12 protein-coding genes are annotated in these 17,709 nt (G+C 42.3%); 1 reads left to right on the top strand and 11 read right to left on the bottom strand.

The annotated features are described in order from the left end of the window. Positions 1-24 precede the first annotated feature (24 nt). The 7 genes from BUR09_RS06260 to BUR09_RS06230 form a co-directional block, all read right to left on the bottom strand. On the bottom strand, positions 25-3,171 hold the full coding sequence (locus BUR09_RS06260) for a type I restriction endonuclease subunit R (protein WP_074216091.1): 3,147 nt from the start codon (positions 3,169-3,171) through the stop codon (positions 25-27). 2 nt (positions 3,172-3,173) lie between these two features. Beyond that, on the bottom strand, positions 3,174-4,265 hold the full coding sequence (locus tag BUR09_RS06255; protein WP_074216090.1) for an endonuclease NucS domain-containing protein: 1,092 nt from the start codon (positions 4,263-4,265) through the stop codon (positions 3,174-3,176). Between the two features lie 27 nt (positions 4,266-4,292). Continuing rightward, on the bottom strand, positions 4,293-5,330 hold the full coding sequence (locus tag BUR09_RS06250; RefSeq protein WP_074216089.1) for an endonuclease NucS domain-containing protein: 1,038 nt from the start codon (positions 5,328-5,330) through the stop codon (positions 4,293-4,295). A gap of 19 nt (positions 5,331-5,349) precedes the next feature. Beyond that, on the bottom strand, positions 5,350-6,273 hold the full coding sequence (locus BUR09_RS06245) for a DUF5655 domain-containing protein (protein WP_074216088.1): 924 nt from the start codon (positions 6,271-6,273) through the stop codon (positions 5,350-5,352). Between the two features lie 78 nt (positions 6,274-6,351). Continuing rightward, positions 6,352-6,552: a hypothetical protein gene (locus BUR09_RS16650; protein WP_139296747.1), complete on the bottom strand. Its 201-nt coding sequence runs from the start codon at positions 6,550-6,552 to the stop codon at positions 6,352-6,354. 244 nt (positions 6,553-6,796) lie between these two features. Beyond that, complete coding sequence (locus BUR09_RS06235) at positions 6,797-8,143, bottom strand: restriction endonuclease subunit S (RefSeq protein ID WP_074216086.1); 1,347 nt, start codon at positions 8,141-8,143, stop codon at positions 6,797-6,799. Next, complete coding sequence (locus BUR09_RS06230) at positions 8,143-10,098, bottom strand: type I restriction-modification system subunit M (RefSeq protein WP_074216085.1); 1,956 nt, start codon at positions 10,096-10,098, stop codon at positions 8,143-8,145. The genes BUR09_RS06235 and BUR09_RS06230 overlap by 1 nt, the downstream gene beginning before the upstream one ends. 266 nt (positions 10,099-10,364) lie before the next feature. Here BUR09_RS06230 and BUR09_RS06225 point away from each other — a divergent pair, with 266 nt between their 5' ends. After that, positions 10,365-12,974: a 3'-5' exonuclease gene (locus BUR09_RS06225; protein ID WP_074216084.1), complete on the top strand. Its 2,610-nt coding sequence runs from the start codon at positions 10,365-10,367 to the stop codon at positions 12,972-12,974. 173 nt (positions 12,975-13,147) lie between these two features. Here BUR09_RS06225 and BUR09_RS06220 read toward each other — a convergent pair whose 3' ends face one another. The 4 genes from BUR09_RS06220 to BUR09_RS06205 all read right to left on the bottom strand — a co-directional run bounded on the left by BUR09_RS06220 (position 13,148) and on the right by BUR09_RS06205 (position 17,703). Next, entirely contained in the window at positions 13,148-14,137 is a 990-nt protein-coding gene (locus BUR09_RS06220; RefSeq protein ID WP_074216083.1) for a DUF2806 domain-containing protein, read from the bottom strand. 123 nt (positions 14,138-14,260) lie between these two features. Then, entirely contained in the window at positions 14,261-16,012 is a 1,752-nt protein-coding gene (traI, locus tag BUR09_RS06215) for a TraI/MobA(P) family conjugative relaxase (protein ID WP_074216082.1), read from the bottom strand. Beyond that, a complete protein-coding gene (locus tag BUR09_RS06210; protein WP_074216081.1) occupies positions 16,009-16,395 on the bottom strand; it encodes a plasmid mobilization protein in 387 nt (128 codons plus the stop codon). The genes traI and BUR09_RS06210 overlap by 4 nt, the downstream gene beginning before the upstream one ends. Before the next feature lie 336 nt (positions 16,396-16,731). Continuing rightward, positions 16,732-17,703, bottom strand: a complete 972-nt coding sequence (locus tag BUR09_RS06205) for a tyrosine-type recombinase/integrase (RefSeq protein WP_245796711.1) — start codon at positions 17,701-17,703, stop codon at positions 16,732-16,734. Positions 17,704-17,709 lie beyond the last annotated feature (6 nt).

The raw sequence follows: 17,709 nt of genomic DNA, 5'->3' as shown, positions 1-17,709 counted from the left end.
AATAATTTATGATCGTCAGATTTTTTAAACAGCCTCTTTGGGCCCCTCACACAACATCTCCAACAACACCCGTACAAAGCTTCTGCGCACTTGCTCATTACTCAGTACTTGCATTGCTAAATCCTTATGGATGCCCATGCTGTCTATTACAGCTTTTTGGACAACATTAGGAAGATCACCCTTCATTGCAACTTCTGGTGTGTTGTTTGCGATCTGCTCAACGACACGTTGATCTTCGCCAACTTTATCCATGATCGTGCGGGCGTAGTTCAGCAGATCCCCTTCTGTGAAGTCGCCAGCAAAAATTGCGTTCATCTTTTCAATAAGATCTGCTAGCGCTTCTTTTTTTCGATCTTTCGCAGTACGGGTCCCGATCGCGTCCGTAGGCAAAAGGGGTACATCCTCACCTTCGCTCAATTGCAATTCTCTGACGCGCTGCTTTGAAAGACGATAATGCGTCATCACGACATCAGAAAGGTCAATCTCTTCATGCAACTGTTCATCGCGTAGTAAGTTAATTAAATGGCGAGCATAAATTGTTAAAGACTCAAACTCTCGATCACCGTAATCGATAATCTGGCTCGAAAACTCATAGAACCGTATAAAGCTGGCTAGATCCTTCTTAAAAGTATCCAACACGTCTTTTGCTTTAAGTGCTTCTTTCAAGCTGAAATCAGCATTCCTTATGGCAACATCATCACCTGATTGTTTTGCGTGTTGAACAGCCTGCTGCGCCTTTCTAATGACATCCATTGCCTCGATGTATCGCGTCTTAAAGCGATCCACCGCAGGACGACAATGCCGCAGCAGCACGTCTTGCGTGCTTTTAGGATCAAAGAAAGCCTCTACAAATGCTTCTACTTCATCCCAGTAATAAATATGCTGGTCATCCAGCTTGTCTTTTAAGTCTGCTGCAAGATTAGGGTCAGAAACATCAGCCAGCTCTGCAGTTTTATAGAATGGCTTAAACGCCTTAAGAATATCGGCTGGATCATTTACGAAATCGAGAACAAACGTCGTGTCCTTTCCAGCATAAGTGCGATTCAAACGGGAAAGGGTCTGCACGGCATCAACACCGCCAAGCTTTTTATCCACGTACATGGCGCACAGCTTAGGCTGGTCAAACCCTGTCTGAAACTTGTTTGCAACAATCATGACCTGATATTCATCAGTATCAAAGGCTTCGCGCATGTCACGCCCGTGCAGTCCGGGGTTCATGCTTGTTTCGGTAAACGGCTCAGGTGCATTCTCATGATCAATCACCTCACCTGAAAACGCCACCATTGCAGAAATATTGCCGCAGATATCTCTGTTTTCCGCAACATACTTATCGAACGCCAACTTGTAACGCACAGCAGCCTTTCGGGAATCAGTTACTACCATTGCTTTTGCCTGCTGGTTGAGCAACGGTGCTACGTTCTTTCTGAAGTGCTCAAGAATGACCTGAACTTTCTGACTAATATTATGCGGATGAAGTTTGACCCACTTAGCAAGTGTGGTTGCGCCTTTTTTAGCGTCAACTTCCTCTTCACCAGCCCCGGTCTGTAACCCCAACTTACACGCCATGTTGTAGGTAGTATAATTCCTCAACACATCAAGGATAAAGCCTTCTTCAATAGCCTGACGCATAGTGTAGACATGAAAAGCTTCAGGTAGGTTGGTCTTTGAGGGCGGCAATGCAGGTTTTGGTAACCGACCAAATGTTTCGAGAGTTTTAGCTTTTGGTGTTGCAGTAAACGCAAAGTAACTAATATTCTTTGAAGCCTTCCTGCTTTCAACCAACGCATCCAGCTTTTCTTCAACGGAGAACTCGTCATCCTCCTCTTTCTCTTCAACACTCAACACTTCGCGAAGCTGTCTTGCGGTATTGCCTGTTTGTGAAGAATGCGCTTCATCTGCAATAATTGCATATCCGCGCCCTTGCAGGGTTGTTCGCTGTTGCAACATTTCGAGAACAAATGGGAAGGTCTGAATCGTTACGATAATAATCGGCGTATTACTCTCGAGAGCATCAGCCAACTGATTCGACTTAGCACCGCCCTTATCGCGATTAATGCAACAAACAACGCCACTGGCATGTTCAAACTGCCCAATCGTTTCCTGCAACTGTGCATCAAGCACAGTTCTGTCAGTTACTACAATTACCGAGTTGAAAATTTTCTGATCCTGCTCATTACGTAAGCTTGCAAGCTGGTGCGCTGTCCATGCAATTGAGTTGGACTTACCGGAACCCGCACTATGTTGGATAAGATACTTGTGACCAGTTCCTTCCTCACGAGCAGTATCAATAAGTTTTGTTACAGCAGCCCACTGATGGAAACGAGGGAAAATAAGCGTCTCATGAGTATATTTAGTACCATCCCATCGCTCTTTTTCTTTTCTTTCTAAATGGAGGAAACGACCGAGAATCCGCAGCCAGTTATCAGGCTGCATAACTTCATTCCACAAATATGCTGTAGCATAGCCCTCTTTAGGCTGTGGGTTGCCTTTTCCGCCTTCCAATGTGCCTTTGTTGAAAGGAAGGAAAAAAGAGTCTAGTCCGAGTAGCTTTGTACACATGGCTACTTCATTTTGCGTTACAGCAAAATGAACCAACGCACGTTTGCCAAATGCGAATAAAGGCTCGGGACGCCTTGTGGCAGGATCAATGTGAGGACGATCTTTTTTATACTGCGTAATGGCATTTTCTATTGGCTGCTTAAAATCTGACTTCAGCTCTAGTGTGGCAACTGGAATACCATTCACAAACAGCACAAGATCAAGGCGACCGCCATACCCATGCGGAGAATAGGTTACCTCCGGCACTACACGTAAAATGTTTTTAGAGTACTGCTGAACAGTTTGAGGGTTTAGACCATGATCCGGCATAAAGCGACATAGTTGTATCTGAGCGCCTCTGTCTTTGAAGCCCTTACGCAATACACTGAGCGTCCCTTTTTTATCCAGCTGTTTTGAAACACTCCGAATAAAGTACCGTTCTGTATCTTCAGAATACTTAATACAGAACTTGTCCCACTGATCAGGAAACGCACCTTTCATGAATGCCAAACAATCTTCAGGATACAGCGCGTACTCTCTGTTGTACCTGCCTGCTGTACCTTCAACCCACCCCTGTTTTACAAGTGCATCTACAATGTCACTTTGAAACTTCTTTTCTCGTGCGTCCGCCATAACTACTCTGCAATATCCAATCGTGTTTTAAGTCGAGAAACAGTATGATTCCATTTTGGAGTGCGTGGACGACAAACGGAGTTCTGGTTTCCAAAAAAGCCAGTCTCTCGTATCGCCTTATCTTTTGGAACAGTTTTCTCCCACTTAACTCTTACTAAGTAAAAAGCCTCTTCTGTACCGTCATTTTCAGCCAACTTAACCCCATACTCATCAGCCTGAGTAAGCGGAACTTCGTTACCATTCTCATCCTGAACAAGAAATTTAGATGCTAATACGGGAGCATCCATAACGGTACCTACTCCTACATACCCGCTGCCAACCAAGTTCACCCAAACACGACTTCCTTTTTCTAAACTCCAAAGAGTTCGACTATACCAAGGACCGCCACCAGCGGCTATAAAGCCGTGCTTCTCTCCAACGTCCCATTTGAAACTTGACCACAATGATACGTAAAATTCACCGTTCCAACTAGAAGCTGTAGACTGTGCTTCATCTTCCACTACAATTGTCGGATCACGGAACCAAGCTCGAGTAAGGTACTGTTGATTATTATCTTGGAAGATTCGGAAAAATACGGCGTTAATAGGCACACCATGTGTTTCGGAAAGGTAGGTAATAATACGTTCTGTACTGTCATCCAACTCAGATGCTACAACAACAGCTTCGTGTTGAGTCAAATAGTTATCCGGCAAGACAGTATGATTGAACTTCTTAAGAAAGGCATCATCAAGTGATGTCTTTGCATCACCATGTACGCTACTTTGGTATTTAGCATATATATCGGCAATACGTTCTTGCGGTAACTCTTTCACCCAAGAAGCATAGTCTAAAACTTGTCCAACCACATCACGCGGTGTCTTATCGCGCTTAAGTTCCAACACGATTAATTTCCCACCACGATCAACAGCAAGTAGATCAATACGCCCGCTATAATCAGTCTGAACTTGCCTGCCCACTAACATCCAGTCAGGTGACGCAATTGATATATCAGCAGCCAATATATCTTCTAACTTTGCCTCAGACTCCATTTTCGCAGCTGAAACTTTATTTGCCGTATTCCCGTCTATATTCCACATACCAAGTTCAAGCGACATATCCCCACCTTCATTTAATCAGCAAATCTACCGGACAGATTCAGTACATTCAAAAAAAGAGCCATACTTATCTTTCAACAACTTCATTGCAGTAAAAAACTCCTCTCCGCCCCACTGAGTAGACATAACAACAGTTCGCTCACCTACATGAATAATTTCTTCCGGCTTTTCAAAGTAGCGCCCTTTGCGATATCCATCCACGCCTTGAATAATTGTCCCTGCATCATCAGTAACAATATCAGCAAACAACTCTAGATTCGTGAATCTACCAATCAACGTTTTAAGCTCATCTACAGAGGCATAGCCTTTCTCAAGCAACCACTTAACAATACACAAAATAGTTCTGTTTTTTGGTAAAGGCCCACGCTTAACTCCATCACAAACAACAGTGAACTTAGTGTAATCACGCTTCACATTACTTGCTCTCACTTCTCTCTCTTTTCGAGCAAACTTGCCCTGCCACTCACTAGCTTCGCGTAAAGGAATGAGACGTTGAGAGAACAACAACAGATCATCATTATGCTTATAGGGACTTAATGTGTAACAAGAAATGTCCAGCCCTTGAGTATTCAGCCACAGTACCGTTGCTACCACTTCATCCGTAAAATCTTGTGCAACAATAAAAATACGAACTTTTTCACCAAGGCTGTGTTCCTCAATTTCACCACCAAGGAATGCACTAATTACAGCTTCTGCTTCACTTTCTGTTTCGAGCTTAGCGTACTCTTGATATGTCGAAACAATATCTTCACGGCTCATAACAGAAACCATCCCTGCATAGCGAATAGCCTGTAAGTCTGGCGTGCTATCGTTAGTCCCGCGTTTGAGCTCGATAACAATAAGGTTTCCGTCCTGATCAATAGCAAGAATATCAATCGCCTTTTGGCTTCCTGCCCACTTATTATACTCGCGGGCAATAACCATCACCCTCTGCTCAAGAATCTCAATATCCACAGCTAATGCTTCTTGAATATGCTTTACTTCCAAGACCCCTTCATCCAAAAAAGTTGTTTTTTCTACAGGAGAAAGGCGAGTATTATTGTTAGAAAACTTATGAAGTGACATTCTATATCTCCTGCTTAAGCTAGCTCCGCTCGTAACTCATACGGAATAGCGGCATTGCTTTTTCTATATCCTCTTCAGTACGAATAGTAATCTCAAGCTCACCTGTTCCCCAATGCCCAATGTTGCTAACGTCGCGGGTAAAGCCTTCAACAAATTCAACAGAATCAAGATCTGCTTTAGTGTACACGTACAAGTTTGGAAACGTCGCACCGAAATTCACGACTACAGTTGCAAAGTTTTTTAAGCGCTTAAATGCAAGATAGTGCTTAAGCTGCTTAACTTGCACATCTTCACCCAATGTCTGTAATTGCTTACATAGTGATTCGTACACAGAAACAAGCCCGCTAGGAGCCTTGGCAAGATACTCTTCATGTTTGCATACATCAGCGTCTATTTCGACAGCTGTAGCGACAGAGCACACACTACGCTTCTTCTGTGCAGCCGGAACATTCACCAACTCGAACATTAGGTAGCGCTCATCAAACAAACGGTAACGAATCAACTCAATGGTTCTTTCAATCTGCTGTACGGCGTGTTCATCGTAGCGGGTAAAGTCAGCAGCTATGCAAAGTAGGCGCGGGACACTCCAATCAATATTGGAAGCAACCTCTTCACCGAATTTACCCTGTACGAGTAACTGGAACTCAGCCTGATGCTCCATCAACCAATCGAGATAAAACAATCCCTGATTGATAACGTTTTCGCTGACATCACGCTTGTACTCAATAATGACAGGACAGTTGTTTTCATCCAGTCCTAATGAATCAATGCGCCCTCTATGGCGGTTACCTGTAGAATATTCTGAAGCAAGAAAACGGACACCGAGAAACGTCTCCATGTTATTTTCAATAAGTGTTTGAAGCTTCTTTTCTACATCAACATTTTTGGGTTCAAGTTCACGCACAGTTCCATTGGAATAGTCAAACAGCTTAATATCACTCATAGTATTCACCTTAAAAAAATATCGCCGCTCAAAAATTGAACGGCGATATAAATTTGTCAATCGAATTTAAGGAATAAGTTATTTTTCTGAATAGATGACACGTAGTGAGGACGTAATACGACGCAGTTTAGAACGAATTTTAGGTACAGCTGGGTGCACTTCAGCAATACAAGCCTCCATCCAAGCAATTGTCGCATCCAATTCTTCAATTAATCTTTTATAGTCGCGCCCTGACCAACTATCACGCAGCCCCCCGAAGAATCCGCAAGGACGGCTCATAGTATTCCACAAATCGTCTAAGCTCAAAAACGACCGCAAGCTGTCTATCGAGAAACAGGGGACCCTTGGAATCTTCACCCTCCACAAGTTCCTTTATTAACGCATGATACGTTTCGAAACGTCGATTTTTTTGCTCCTGCCGTTTCTGCAAAATATACTGAAAAGCGAGCCAAAGAAGAGGTATTGCAGCAAGAACAGCACTGACTACACCGGTTAATTCTGAAAAAGTCATTCTCGCCTCACATTAATCCTTATTCCAATCCCGCACATCAATCTTACCTGTAACGGCTGCGGAAATAAGGGCGGTGCGACGTTCTTTGAGGGTACTTATCGCCCCCTCTGCTTTAGCAAGCAACTTGCTAAAAAGAGCATCTTTCTTTTCGAGATAACCTGCAATTCCTTCCTGTTCCTCTCTCGATGGAATTGGAACACTAAGTCTTTTCAGTAAATCCTGACTTAAAGAAGCGCGAGTTACTAAATTCATTTCTTTAACAAAAAATGCTCGCAACAATTGGCTGCTGAAATAAAAAGCAGAAAACTCTTTTAATAACTCACGAGTATCAGGTCTAAACCGAATTAAAAAGCCGGCAAATGTTGCATCCGGAATTGATTTAAAACAAGTTGCAACAAAACCAATTTCTTCAACTGACTCAGAAGTTCTTGTAAAAAACACATCCCCTGCTTCAACAGAATACCGTTTTCTATCGTCAACAGTTGACTCAACAAGTCCCGAAACCTGAACAGGAAGAATTCTATTTTTATACACATCACCATAGCTAACGAATGGAAAGCCTGAACCAAATGAATCGGCACCGATATTAATGCCATTTTGGCAAACTCCAAGATAACCAAGAGGCTTAACCTCCCAATGCTCAGGCACTTCTCCCAGCCATTCAACGCCGGAGTCTTTCATTGGTGCATCAGGATTCAACCCTTTAGTTACAGCATGAGAAATTACCGCCTGCCGTTTTTCTTTAAGCAGCTCGATAAGCTTTTCCTGCTTCTCGATGAGGCGGTCAATTTTTGCTGTTTCGTGGTCGAGGAATGCGGTAATAATATCTGCCTCATCCACAGGCGGACAAACTACAAAGTAATTAACCACATCAGAGACATTTATCTGCTCTTGAGCAGCGCCTTGCTGTAATAAGCGTATCTGTTCAATCCCAACCTGTGAATTAATCTGGTAACATAACAACCGAGACGGCAACTCATGAGGCTTGCGAATTACCAACAATGATGCACAATTTGCACCATCTAATTCGCTAGGAACTACAGCTGTCACCCCAGGATATCCAACTCTAATAGATACAAGATCGCCTTCAAACAATTGGGATTTAGCAAGGTACTCATTACTTTCTTCAGTAATATATTTTACTTTGCGTAAGCAAATAGAGTCTCTCTCAACATCTACACCACGAAGAAATGGTATCTTCCCGTTATCATCAAAATATGTTGATGGATTAACAACAACCCCAACTGTGACGTCTGGAACTGCAAACTTTAATCGTTTCACACTCCACTTCTCTGGAACTTCTCTCAACCATTCAACACCTGAGCTCTTATACTCTGGATACGGCTTGTACTTACCCATTAGGAGTGTACCTCCTGAAGGAGAGTCATGATCTCTGCGCTCAGGGCATCGAGCTCTGCGTCAATCTCTTCCAAAGAACGTGGTGGAACATATTTGTAAAAATGACGATTAAACGGGACTTCGTACCCTACGATGCCTGCTTTGCCGTCTTTTTCGTCAGTCTTGGACTCATCAATCCATGCGTCTGGAACATGCGGGAGAACTTCACGGGCAAAGTAGTCTTCTACTGACTCTGTGAGCGGTACGTTTTCATAATCGCGGAGGTTAGAGTCAGCTTCCGGCTTGCCTTTTGTTGTGCATACTTCGGCTTCGCTGTCGTGCTCTGAAAGGTGTTTTTGCAGCAATTTAAACTGTGCTGCGGAAAGCTTTGCACCTGCTTTTGTAACTGCTTTTTTAAAGCCATCTCGAGAAAGATATTTATCATCCAGTGTTGCAAGCGCCTCCAGAGTCTGCAACCGTAAGGATTCATCCCACTTTGCCCATGCCTTATCAGCAGAAAGAGCGCTTAGACGAGCTTCATCTTGTGGATAGAATGCAAGCTGCAACGGACGCTCAACCGTAATGCGGCGATACCCGAAGGCTGCTGTATCGAAAATCTTACAATTCTCAGAAGGCTCATATTCTCCATACTGCTTTACTATGGAGTCAATCTGTTCCTCGCTAAACATACGACGTTTAGAGCCTAAGGACTTACGCATAGGCACAAAAACATCCGTCGCGTTTACAAGCTGCACCTTGCTCTTACGCTCTTCTGATTTGCGATTGCTGAGAACCCATATGTAGGTAGCAATACCAGTGTTGTAGAACATGTCCGTCGGCAATGCGATGATGCCTTCCAGCAAGTCATTTTCCAAAATGTAACGACGAATTTCGCTTTCTCCGGAACCAGCACCACCAGTAAAGAGCGGGGAGCCGTTCAAGATAATGCCGATACGGGAGCCGCCTTCATCAGCCGGCTTCATTTTACTGATAAGATGCAAAAGGAAGAGCAAGGAACCGTCAGATACTCGAGGGAGTCCAGCACCGAAACGACCGCCGTACCCTTTCACTTTGTGTTCACTTTGAATGACTTTTTGTACCTTTTTCCAGTCCACACCAAACGGCGGGTTGGAAAGCATGTAGTCAAACTTTTCGTACTGGAGCTGGTCGTCAGAAAGGGTGTTACCAAGCTTAATGTTGGCCACTTCCTGATTCTTAATGAGCATATCACCTTTGCAGATTGCGTATGACTCTGGGTTTAATTCCTGACCATGCACACGGATAACAGCGTTCTGGTTCATTTCTGACATAAGCGCTGTACCTTCAGAAAGAAAACCGCCGGTTCCTGCTGTCGGGTCATAAAGGGTACGAATTGCACCGGCCTGCGTTAAAGATTCATCGTCGTCCATAAACACAAGGCTGGTCGCAAGATGGACGATGTCACGGGGGGTAAAGTGTTCCCCTGCTGTCTCGTTGGAAGATTCAGCAAACTTTCGGATCAGCTCTTCAAAAGCCAGACCCATTTCATAGTTGCTGATCTTTGCCGGAGAAAGATCCATTGACGCAAACTTCTTTACTACCAAATAGAGCAGGTTCGCTTTATCGAGCATCTCCAGATATTCTGAAAAATGGAAGTGATCGAAAATCTCACGCGCCTCTGGACTAAAGGATTGAACATAGGCTTCGAGGTTTTCAAGAATCTGCGTTTCACCAAGGTTACCAAGAGTCATTGGTGACGTATTATAAAAAGGCTGCTCCGCTGCGTTAGAAAGCAACGCCGGAAGTGCATCACCAAAGCTTTCGCCCTGCCCTGCTATTTGCAGCACTGCATCCTTCGTAGGTTCCAGCACACATTCAAGACGACGAAGAAGCGTAAAAGGAAGAATCACACGTCCGTACTGAGATTGTTTAAAATCTCCACGAAGCAAGTCAGCAACAGCCCAGATAAAGTTCGCAGTAGCAGTAAAGTTAACCACAAAAGCTCCTATATTCAGCACGATAGCATGGCTATCTAATTAAGTTCATCAAGAGCTGTGGTTGTATGGTTTTAGGGAATGTGTGGCAAGGGGGAAGGTGGTAATGGATTGAATAATAAATTTGACAAAAAAACTTCATCTTGACGGCCAACATCTTCTAACCTTGATAAATAATTGACTCCTTACAGGAAGACGTATCTTTTACTAAATTTCAAATCATGCTCGTATTTCACTCTAGCTCTGCTTAAAAATCTAGGAAAATGATTATGAATAGCATCATATACATGCATACAGTCGAACTCTACCCCCAACTGCAACGACTTATGAAGCGAGGGGGATTTGCAAGCAAAAGTGCCGCGAAAGTAAATGAAATAATGGGACGAATCTACCTAGAAAACCCATTCCATGGAGTTAATACTACCAATCATGGTGAATCACGAATCGATCACTGTATTAAATACCAACTGTTTGATGGCTACAGACTTATCACCATTAAGAATAAAAAAGTATGTCTATTTGCCTTTGCTGGTTCTCATGATGAATGTGATCGGTGGATTAAGAAAAAAAGCGGTCTTTCTCTTATAAAAAACAAAGACAACGAATATGATTTAATTCTTAGATCTAAGGATGCCACTATTAAGACAAAAAGAATCCAAACAAAAACTGATTTTTCAAATTCAAACTTAATAGACAGGCTCGACAAACCATATCGAAATAAATTTCTTAAGTTATTAAGTGGACCCGAGGCCATGGAATTTTCACGCCTCACCACTCAAGCTCAAGATAAAGATATTCTAGAGATAGCAAGTACATTAGCTGATCCACAAGATGCGGCATTATTATTCGATGTAGCTGCAATGCTACGAGAAGGAAATATTGAGGGGACATTAAATCGATTAGATTTACACTTTGGCGACGCAAAATGTTTAGATAGCCTCTCTGATGAAGAAGTTTTAGAAATTCAAGACGGTAGGACTGTAAAACGCTTAGAAATTGGCAGTCCGGAATACTTTGCTTGGCTAGAACACTACATTAAAAGCTCAAATTATCAAGATTGGATGTTGTTTATGCATCCAACTCAAGAAAAAGTTGCGCACGCAGAGTACGAAGGGCCGGCAAAATTATCAGGAGTCAGTGGTTCTGGCAAAACATGCGTTGTTGTCATGCGGGCAATTTATCTTGCTAAAAAAAATCCATCGTTGCCAATCTTGATTGCGACCTTAAACAAAAGCTTGGCGCAATTAATTAACAATCTTCTTAATTACGCATGCCCTGACACGGAAATTCGAGCCAAAATTCATTGCAGCTCTTTCTTTTCATTATGCCAAAAACAATTACGAAAGTATGACCCCAAAAATGAAAAGCTCTTCGACGAGGTAACATGGAAAACTCATGAGCATGTTGATGAAGTCTGGCGAGAATTCTATCGATGTGAGCTTAACAACAATTCTGCTGACGTGCTACTCCCTTTACACAAGACACTCAACAAACAAGGAATCAATGCGGAGGAATACCTTAGACAAGAATTTGATTGGGTTCGAAGTGCGGTTGCTGATAGAAATGATTACTACAAAATAAAGCGAAAAGGACGTGCAATCCCCTTTGTTGAAACGCAACGTGCTATGATTCTTGACGGCCTAGCAGCTTGGGAAGAAAAGATGTCTGAAATCGGGGTCATCGATCCGGTTGGCCTAGCAGCGGAACTCTCTAAATACGCATCACGCATACAACCACTTTTTAGTTCAATCCTCGTAGATGAAGTTCAAGACTTCGGAACATTAGAGCTGAGCCTTCTTAACAGGTTGGTCGCCCCTGGAAAAAATGACTTTTTTGTTGCCGGAGACATGGCTCAACACATCCTCCCAAAACACCAGTCTTTTAAAGAAGCAGGGATCAATATCCCTGGTGGCCGTTCAATCACATTTACTAAAAACTATAGAAATAGCAGAGAGATATTAAAAGCTGCCTACGAAGTCTTTATTCATAATCTTGATTCAGAAATCATCACAGATGGAGACATTGAGCTTCTTGACCCTAAGTATGCAAACTTTTCTACGCCATTACCCTCTGTTCTACAGGCTGAGTCACTTGAAGAAGAAATAGCTTTTTCACTTAGTGTTGCCAAACAACATCTGATAGAAAACTCAACGCAAAAAGCCTGTATCGCGATAGTGGGCTATAGTCAGTATGAAATATCAAAATTAGCTAACCAAGCGGGAATTCAAACTCTTGATGGAAGTGCAGGTCTTCTCGATGACAATATCTTTTTCTCAGATTTAGATCAGACCAAAGGCTATGAATTTGATTTCATGTGTATTCTTAATTGCTCACAAGAAGTCTTACCAAATCCTACGGCTCCACATGATGAGTACTTCCGTGACGCCTGTCGCTTTTATGTAGCCATGACACGAGCTAAGAGTGAGCTATACTTATCTTATACTGGCCACCCTAGCTCTTGGCTGACCAACGATTCCTGTAAAACTTTTTTTGATTTCTTACGATGGGACGATTTATTTGATTTCTCACTAGAACATCTCATAGGTGCCCCCAGAAAACTCCCTAGAAACATTAATAATCCAAACAAAAACATTCTTTCATATACCGGACCACAATTCATTCGAACAAGCTTAGCTAGAGGAATGTCATTAGAACTTCAAAATAAAATTGAAGAACTTGTAGATGGTGCTGGTCTCAGTAGAGGCTGGGAACGTATCAGATGGAAAACCGTAAAAGACGCTTATGATGATGTAAAAGCGCATCCTCACGCCAAAACTTTGTTTGGTCCCAAAACATGGGTCGAATTTGTGGATTGTATAGAACAAAAGGTAATCGGTTTACAATCAAGGAATGAAGATCGTTACGAAGACGCTATATAAAGCATCTAATCCCCTAAATCGTCTTATATTCAAAATACAAAAAAGGTGGCACTATCGCGTCACCTTTTTTCTATCTTACTCACCTTTACGGTTAGCATTGCTTTCCTTAAAACACGCTTTTGCCAAAACATCTCGCGCTAGAAGTAAAAAACAATAACATTCCTATGAGATAGCTAAATCGAATCTAAAGGACGTTCAATCTCACAAAGTAACTTTTCTTGCTCATTTTCTTTTTTAAATATCGAGAGGTGGCTTGGTCTCTGACGCGAAATAACAAAGGGGGCACATTCAGAAGCTATTTTTTTCAACTCGTCATCAAAATATCCTGACTCATCAGAAATATTACATAAGCACTTCCCAACATCAGTTAAAAAAAGTCCATGATAACGGATTGTATTTTGACACCCTTCGGCTATTAGCAGTTCTTTCCCAGCGAGACCGTAAGAAATATCACCAAATAGATCTGTAAACGCTCCACCTGAAGCAAAAACTGTTTCCGTCATATTTAGTAAGCCACAATCAGATAACAACTTTAAATCTTCGTACGTAATTCCTCCTGGAAAGCTATTTTCAGTCAAATCACATAAGAAGAAATCACTATAAACTACATATGGGATTATTCGTTGAAAAACTTTGGCTTCATTAGGAGTTAAGTTCTTAACTACATCTAATGTCCGATAAGAAACCGTTGCTGTTGTTTTCACTTCTTCTGCAAGCAACTTTCCCCATATTAGTTGCAACCTATCATTACCAATTACCTGTGCTTCACGCTGCCAACGCGAAATAAAATCTTGATCGACTTCTGAATCAGAAATTCCTTCCTCTGCAGTAACAGCAAGTTCATGTAGTGCAACCTGAATATTCCGAACAAGATTATCCATTGCCCGTTCCTGCTCTTGAGCAATAATAGGGGGCAAAGTATTTAACGTAGAAATAGGAACTAATTCCCCGTTAATAAACCGTGCAGTTCCCATTGCAATATCAAGTTGATCTTTTACAGTCTGAGCTCCTTGCAAGGCCTCATAACGAGATATATCTGCATATTTTTTTCCAAAAAAAGCTTTAAATAATTTATTAACGCCTTTACTAGATGCATTAGCTAATAATTCACTTGTTCTAGTTGCATCATATCTTACATCAACTGTTACTGGACATTCTTTCATTTCCACTCCACAATTTTAGTCTATAACATTTATAAACCAACAAGTTATAAAGTGTCCAACATTCTCCAGCCAATAGTTTTGTATTTGAGAAGGTTAGATTGCTAGTGTCCTTTCTGTAGAGTGTTACCGATAGTTCCCTTTCAGTTTCTTTTTAGTTTGCCCAAACCGCCTTGCTTTCAATTTTTCAGCAAACGTCACTGCTTCAACATCATTGCTCGCATAAATGCTCTTACGGCAATCGCGCACCACACCGCCATTCTTAAGTTTGTAGGTAATATTTCCTTCGTTATCGACGGTGTAAGTCATCCCTTCCAAAAGTTTCACCACTGGGCGCTCTTTATGGGCTGCTTTTTCTTTCTCCTTTAATGACTGAAGAACGGCTAACGCCACCATATTACCGGCCTCTGCTTTTTGCCGAAGAAACTCATTCCAATTCCCATATGGAATTTCGTTTTTGATCTTGGCGCGCTGGGTTGCGTACTTCTTTTTAAGCAGCTCTTCGTGGCGTAACTGCTCAGCTTTAGCGACATTGATCAGATATCGCTTCTCTTTCCAGCTTAACGTGCTATCTATTTGGTATTTTGTGATTTTTATTTTCCACTTAAGCCGTTGTTCGCGCACCTCCTGTTCCCTTTGTTCCTTCTGCTCTTCAAACATTTTCTTACGCTTTTTGATGCCGGCTTTGTATTCCTGGTATAGCTTGCCGCGCTCCGGATCACGATGAAGAGGCTTCCTGCCGTACCCCTTTTTAGGGGTACTCTGTCGCCCTTCCTTTATTCTCTCCAGCTTCCCAAACTCTGCCTCTAATTTTGATCTAGAGTACTCACTACCAAGACAACTCAACTTTGCATGAGGTTGACTCTTCCCTCTTGTTGCAAAATCGGCAAAGACTGCACCGCGTCCGCGCTCCTTGATGGTAATACTTAACTCGTCCTGAAGAATATTTTGAAATTCCTGCCAAGATGATGCGGATACTCGTGCAGAATTGATAATCTCTTTATGTCGCTTAAGGTATCCATCAAAGCTTTCTTGGCCGGTGTAGGCTTCAAGTGCGTCAGCCTTGTCGTTCTTCTGCTCATTATCCTTCGAACGACTTGGAGCAAACACTTCCCGTGCCGGATAAAATTTATTCTTTGCCTGAAATTGCCCTAACCGCTCTTCCAAACTTTCTTTTCTGAAAGCAGAATGAAGTTCATAACCTTTTATGCGGTAGGCTATCCCTGAATGATCAAACGGAGTAATAGAAATTTCCTTTTTGCATGAAAGCTGAAGTCCATAATTTGCCATTACACCATGTACATCCTCCCATGACTTTGCTTTTTCTATTGCCGGCATAAAGTTCTTACTTCTACTTGAAACATATTGGAAAAACTCACGGCGCTGCTTACGTCCAGGATCTAGCGCAAGTTTATACTTTTGCTCAAGCTCACGGCACAAGTTATCCCGTTTCCAGTAGTCTCGATATGGTTCATGTCTTGTTTTCTTTTCAGGGTGAATCATGTTGTAAGCAACATGCATATGAAGATTGTTTGTATTGGTATGCACCCCGCAATGACGCTGGTGCTCTTCAAAGCCCAAAACCTCGGCAAACTGCTTCTCAATGTCTTTGAAAGCTTGCTCAGAAAGCTTGCTTTCGTCTTCAGGGCGAAGAGAGACAATCAAATGATAGGTCTTTTCTTTCTTTGTTCGCTCGTTACATGCTTGTGTTACCAAAACTTCAGATATGCCTAACTGAAAATCTTCACCAGCCATACATCCAACGCTCCAGACAGCCATACACTTCTCCCCCTTATGGGAGGCATCTGCAATGTAGTTGGCCAAACGAGCATAATTATCATTTTGCGGAGATGGTGAGGGCTGCTTCTTTGAAATCATGCAGATGATCCTTTTAGGCTACGTTTAAGCACTGCTTTTTCGACTAACTTAATAAGCTGTCGCAGCTCTTCCTGCCGCTCTTCAATTTCATGCAGAATGCGTCGAAGTTCTCTATGGCTTGCCACTTTTCTGACATTCTCTGTTAACGCCAACTTAAATAAGCCTCCTAGACGACCAAGGTCTGCATTGACCTTCAATAGATCTAAAAAAGCTTCCTTATCTACTTTAGAGTTGAGCTCTTGCCCAAGAGCAAGCCTTCGTATGAGTTCAGACACAGAGATACCGCACTGCTGAGCTAGTGACACAACCTTCTCATATTCTTCCTTAGTGATGTAAGACTCAATACGAACTTTTCTTACCTTTTCTGCTGGCTTCTTATTCATGATTTTTCTCCGGTCGGAGGATGTGTGATCTTGCAGCGCATGATGAGCTGCTCAGAAGGGAGTGACTCAAAAATGAGTCAGAGTTTTTTAGACGTTGAGCCGATAGGCGAATAAGTTCTTCTCCACCTTTACGGTGGCAGGCAGTAAACTCCCCCACTTTAAAAGTGGGGGCAGTTTACCTGTCCTGCCTTTCGGACTCCGTGTAAAAGAATAGCACAACAATGCACATATTCTTCAAATCAATTTTATTTCACTCTCTGCAACACTTCGTACATAGTAATGAACACTTCGTGTACACTTATGAACGGTTTGTATACAGTCGTGAAACTTATAAAACTATAAAAACACAGTTGACGTACAAACATTATCGAGATAATCATTTAAGTAACTTACAGCTTTTCTTCCTTGCTCAGGAGCTAGGTGTGCATAGCGCAAAGTCATCTTAATATCACTATGACCAAGCAACTGACTCACCACGGCTAAAGGAGTTCCTCCTTGAACCAGCCATGAAGCAAAAGTATGCCGTAAGGTATGAAAAACGACACGTTGACGACGATCTTGGATGCCGTCGTTTAGCCCGCAGGTTTCAACAGCTCTTCGAAAGAGTTTTCCTGCAAACTGAATTTTATTTCCGTAGATAGTCGTAAAGAGATATGACCCCGTATTACGGGCAAGATAGGCTTCAGCGATGGAAAGTGCGGCATCATTAAGCGGCACTACTCTGTTGTCAGATTTTGTATCTACTATCGCAACAGTCTTTGCTGAAAGATTGATGTGTTCAGGAAGTAAATGGAAGATTTCTCCGGAGCGTAAACCGGTAGAAAGTGCGAAAAGGCTAATGTCGTACCAGAGATCGGAACGCCGTTTTAGCTCAGAAAGCAAAACAGCTGCTTCTTTTAACGTAAGAAACCGCGTTCGCTCATTCTGAACTTTAGGCATTTCAAAAACTGGCAACGGACCTGAATAGAGTTCCCATTGAATTGCCTTACGTAAGATTCGACGAAGCAACCCTAAAACATGATGTACCGATTGTGGACTCAGCTGTTTTGCTTCGATTTGAGCACGAAGGCGAAGAACATCAATGCTTTTGACCGCATCCAATTCTTTGGCACCTAAATAGGGAGCAATATGCATTTCCCATACTCGGATGTCAGTTTTCGGTTTGCGAACAGAAGGTAATTTTAGTTCTTTATATAGGTTCCACGCGGTTTCAACAGTAGGTCTCATAATCTTGTCCCCCTTGTTCGGATTTTTTACTTGAAACAAGTGAAAGCAAGAACTATGACTACTTAAAATTTCGTTAACCATAAAAAA

Origin of the sequence: Halodesulfovibrio marinisediminis DSM 17456 (assembly GCF_900129975.1) — a bacterium.
Classification (GTDB): domain Bacteria; phylum Desulfobacterota; class Desulfovibrionia; order Desulfovibrionales; family Desulfovibrionaceae; genus Halodesulfovibrio; species Halodesulfovibrio marinisediminis.
Note: the sequence above shows the minus strand (reverse complement) of the source record. Positions and strands in the feature narration are given on the sequence as shown.

Excerpts from the sequence above, each read along its gene's own strand:
- BUR09_RS06235 (WP_074216086.1), bottom strand. The coding sequence starts at position 8,143 with ATGGGTAAGTACAAGCCGTATCCAGAGTATAAGAGCTCAGGTGTTGAA.
- BUR09_RS06260 (WP_074216091.1), bottom strand. The coding sequence starts at position 3,171 with ATGGCGGACGCACGAGAAAAGAAGTTTCAAAGTGACATTGTAGATGCA.
- BUR09_RS06225 (WP_074216084.1), top strand. The coding sequence starts at position 10,365 with ATGAATAGCATCATATACATGCATACAGTCGAACTCTACCCCCAACTG.
- BUR09_RS06245 (WP_074216088.1), bottom strand. The coding sequence starts at position 6,273 with ATGAGTGATATTAAGCTGTTTGACTATTCCAATGGAACTGTGCGTGAA.
- traI (WP_074216082.1), bottom strand. The coding sequence starts at position 16,012 with ATGATTTCAAAGAAGCAGCCCTCACCATCTCCGCAAAATGATAATTAT.
- BUR09_RS06255 (WP_074216090.1), bottom strand. The coding sequence starts at position 4,265 with ATGTCGCTTGAACTTGGTATGTGGAATATAGACGGGAATACGGCAAAT.
- BUR09_RS06220 (WP_074216083.1), bottom strand. The coding sequence starts at position 14,137 with ATGAAAGAATGTCCAGTAACAGTTGATGTAAGATATGATGCAACTAGA.
- BUR09_RS16650 (WP_139296747.1), bottom strand. The coding sequence starts at position 6,552 with ATGAGCCGTCCTTGCGGATTCTTCGGGGGGCTGCGTGATAGTTGGTCA.
- BUR09_RS06250 (WP_074216089.1), bottom strand. The coding sequence starts at position 5,330 with ATGTCACTTCATAAGTTTTCTAACAATAATACTCGCCTTTCTCCTGTA.
- BUR09_RS06205 (WP_245796711.1), bottom strand. The coding sequence starts at position 17,703 with ATGGTTAACGAAATTTTAAGTAGTCATAGTTCTTGCTTTCACTTGTTT.
- BUR09_RS06210 (WP_074216081.1), bottom strand. The coding sequence starts at position 16,395 with ATGAATAAGAAGCCAGCAGAAAAGGTAAGAAAAGTTCGTATTGAGTCT.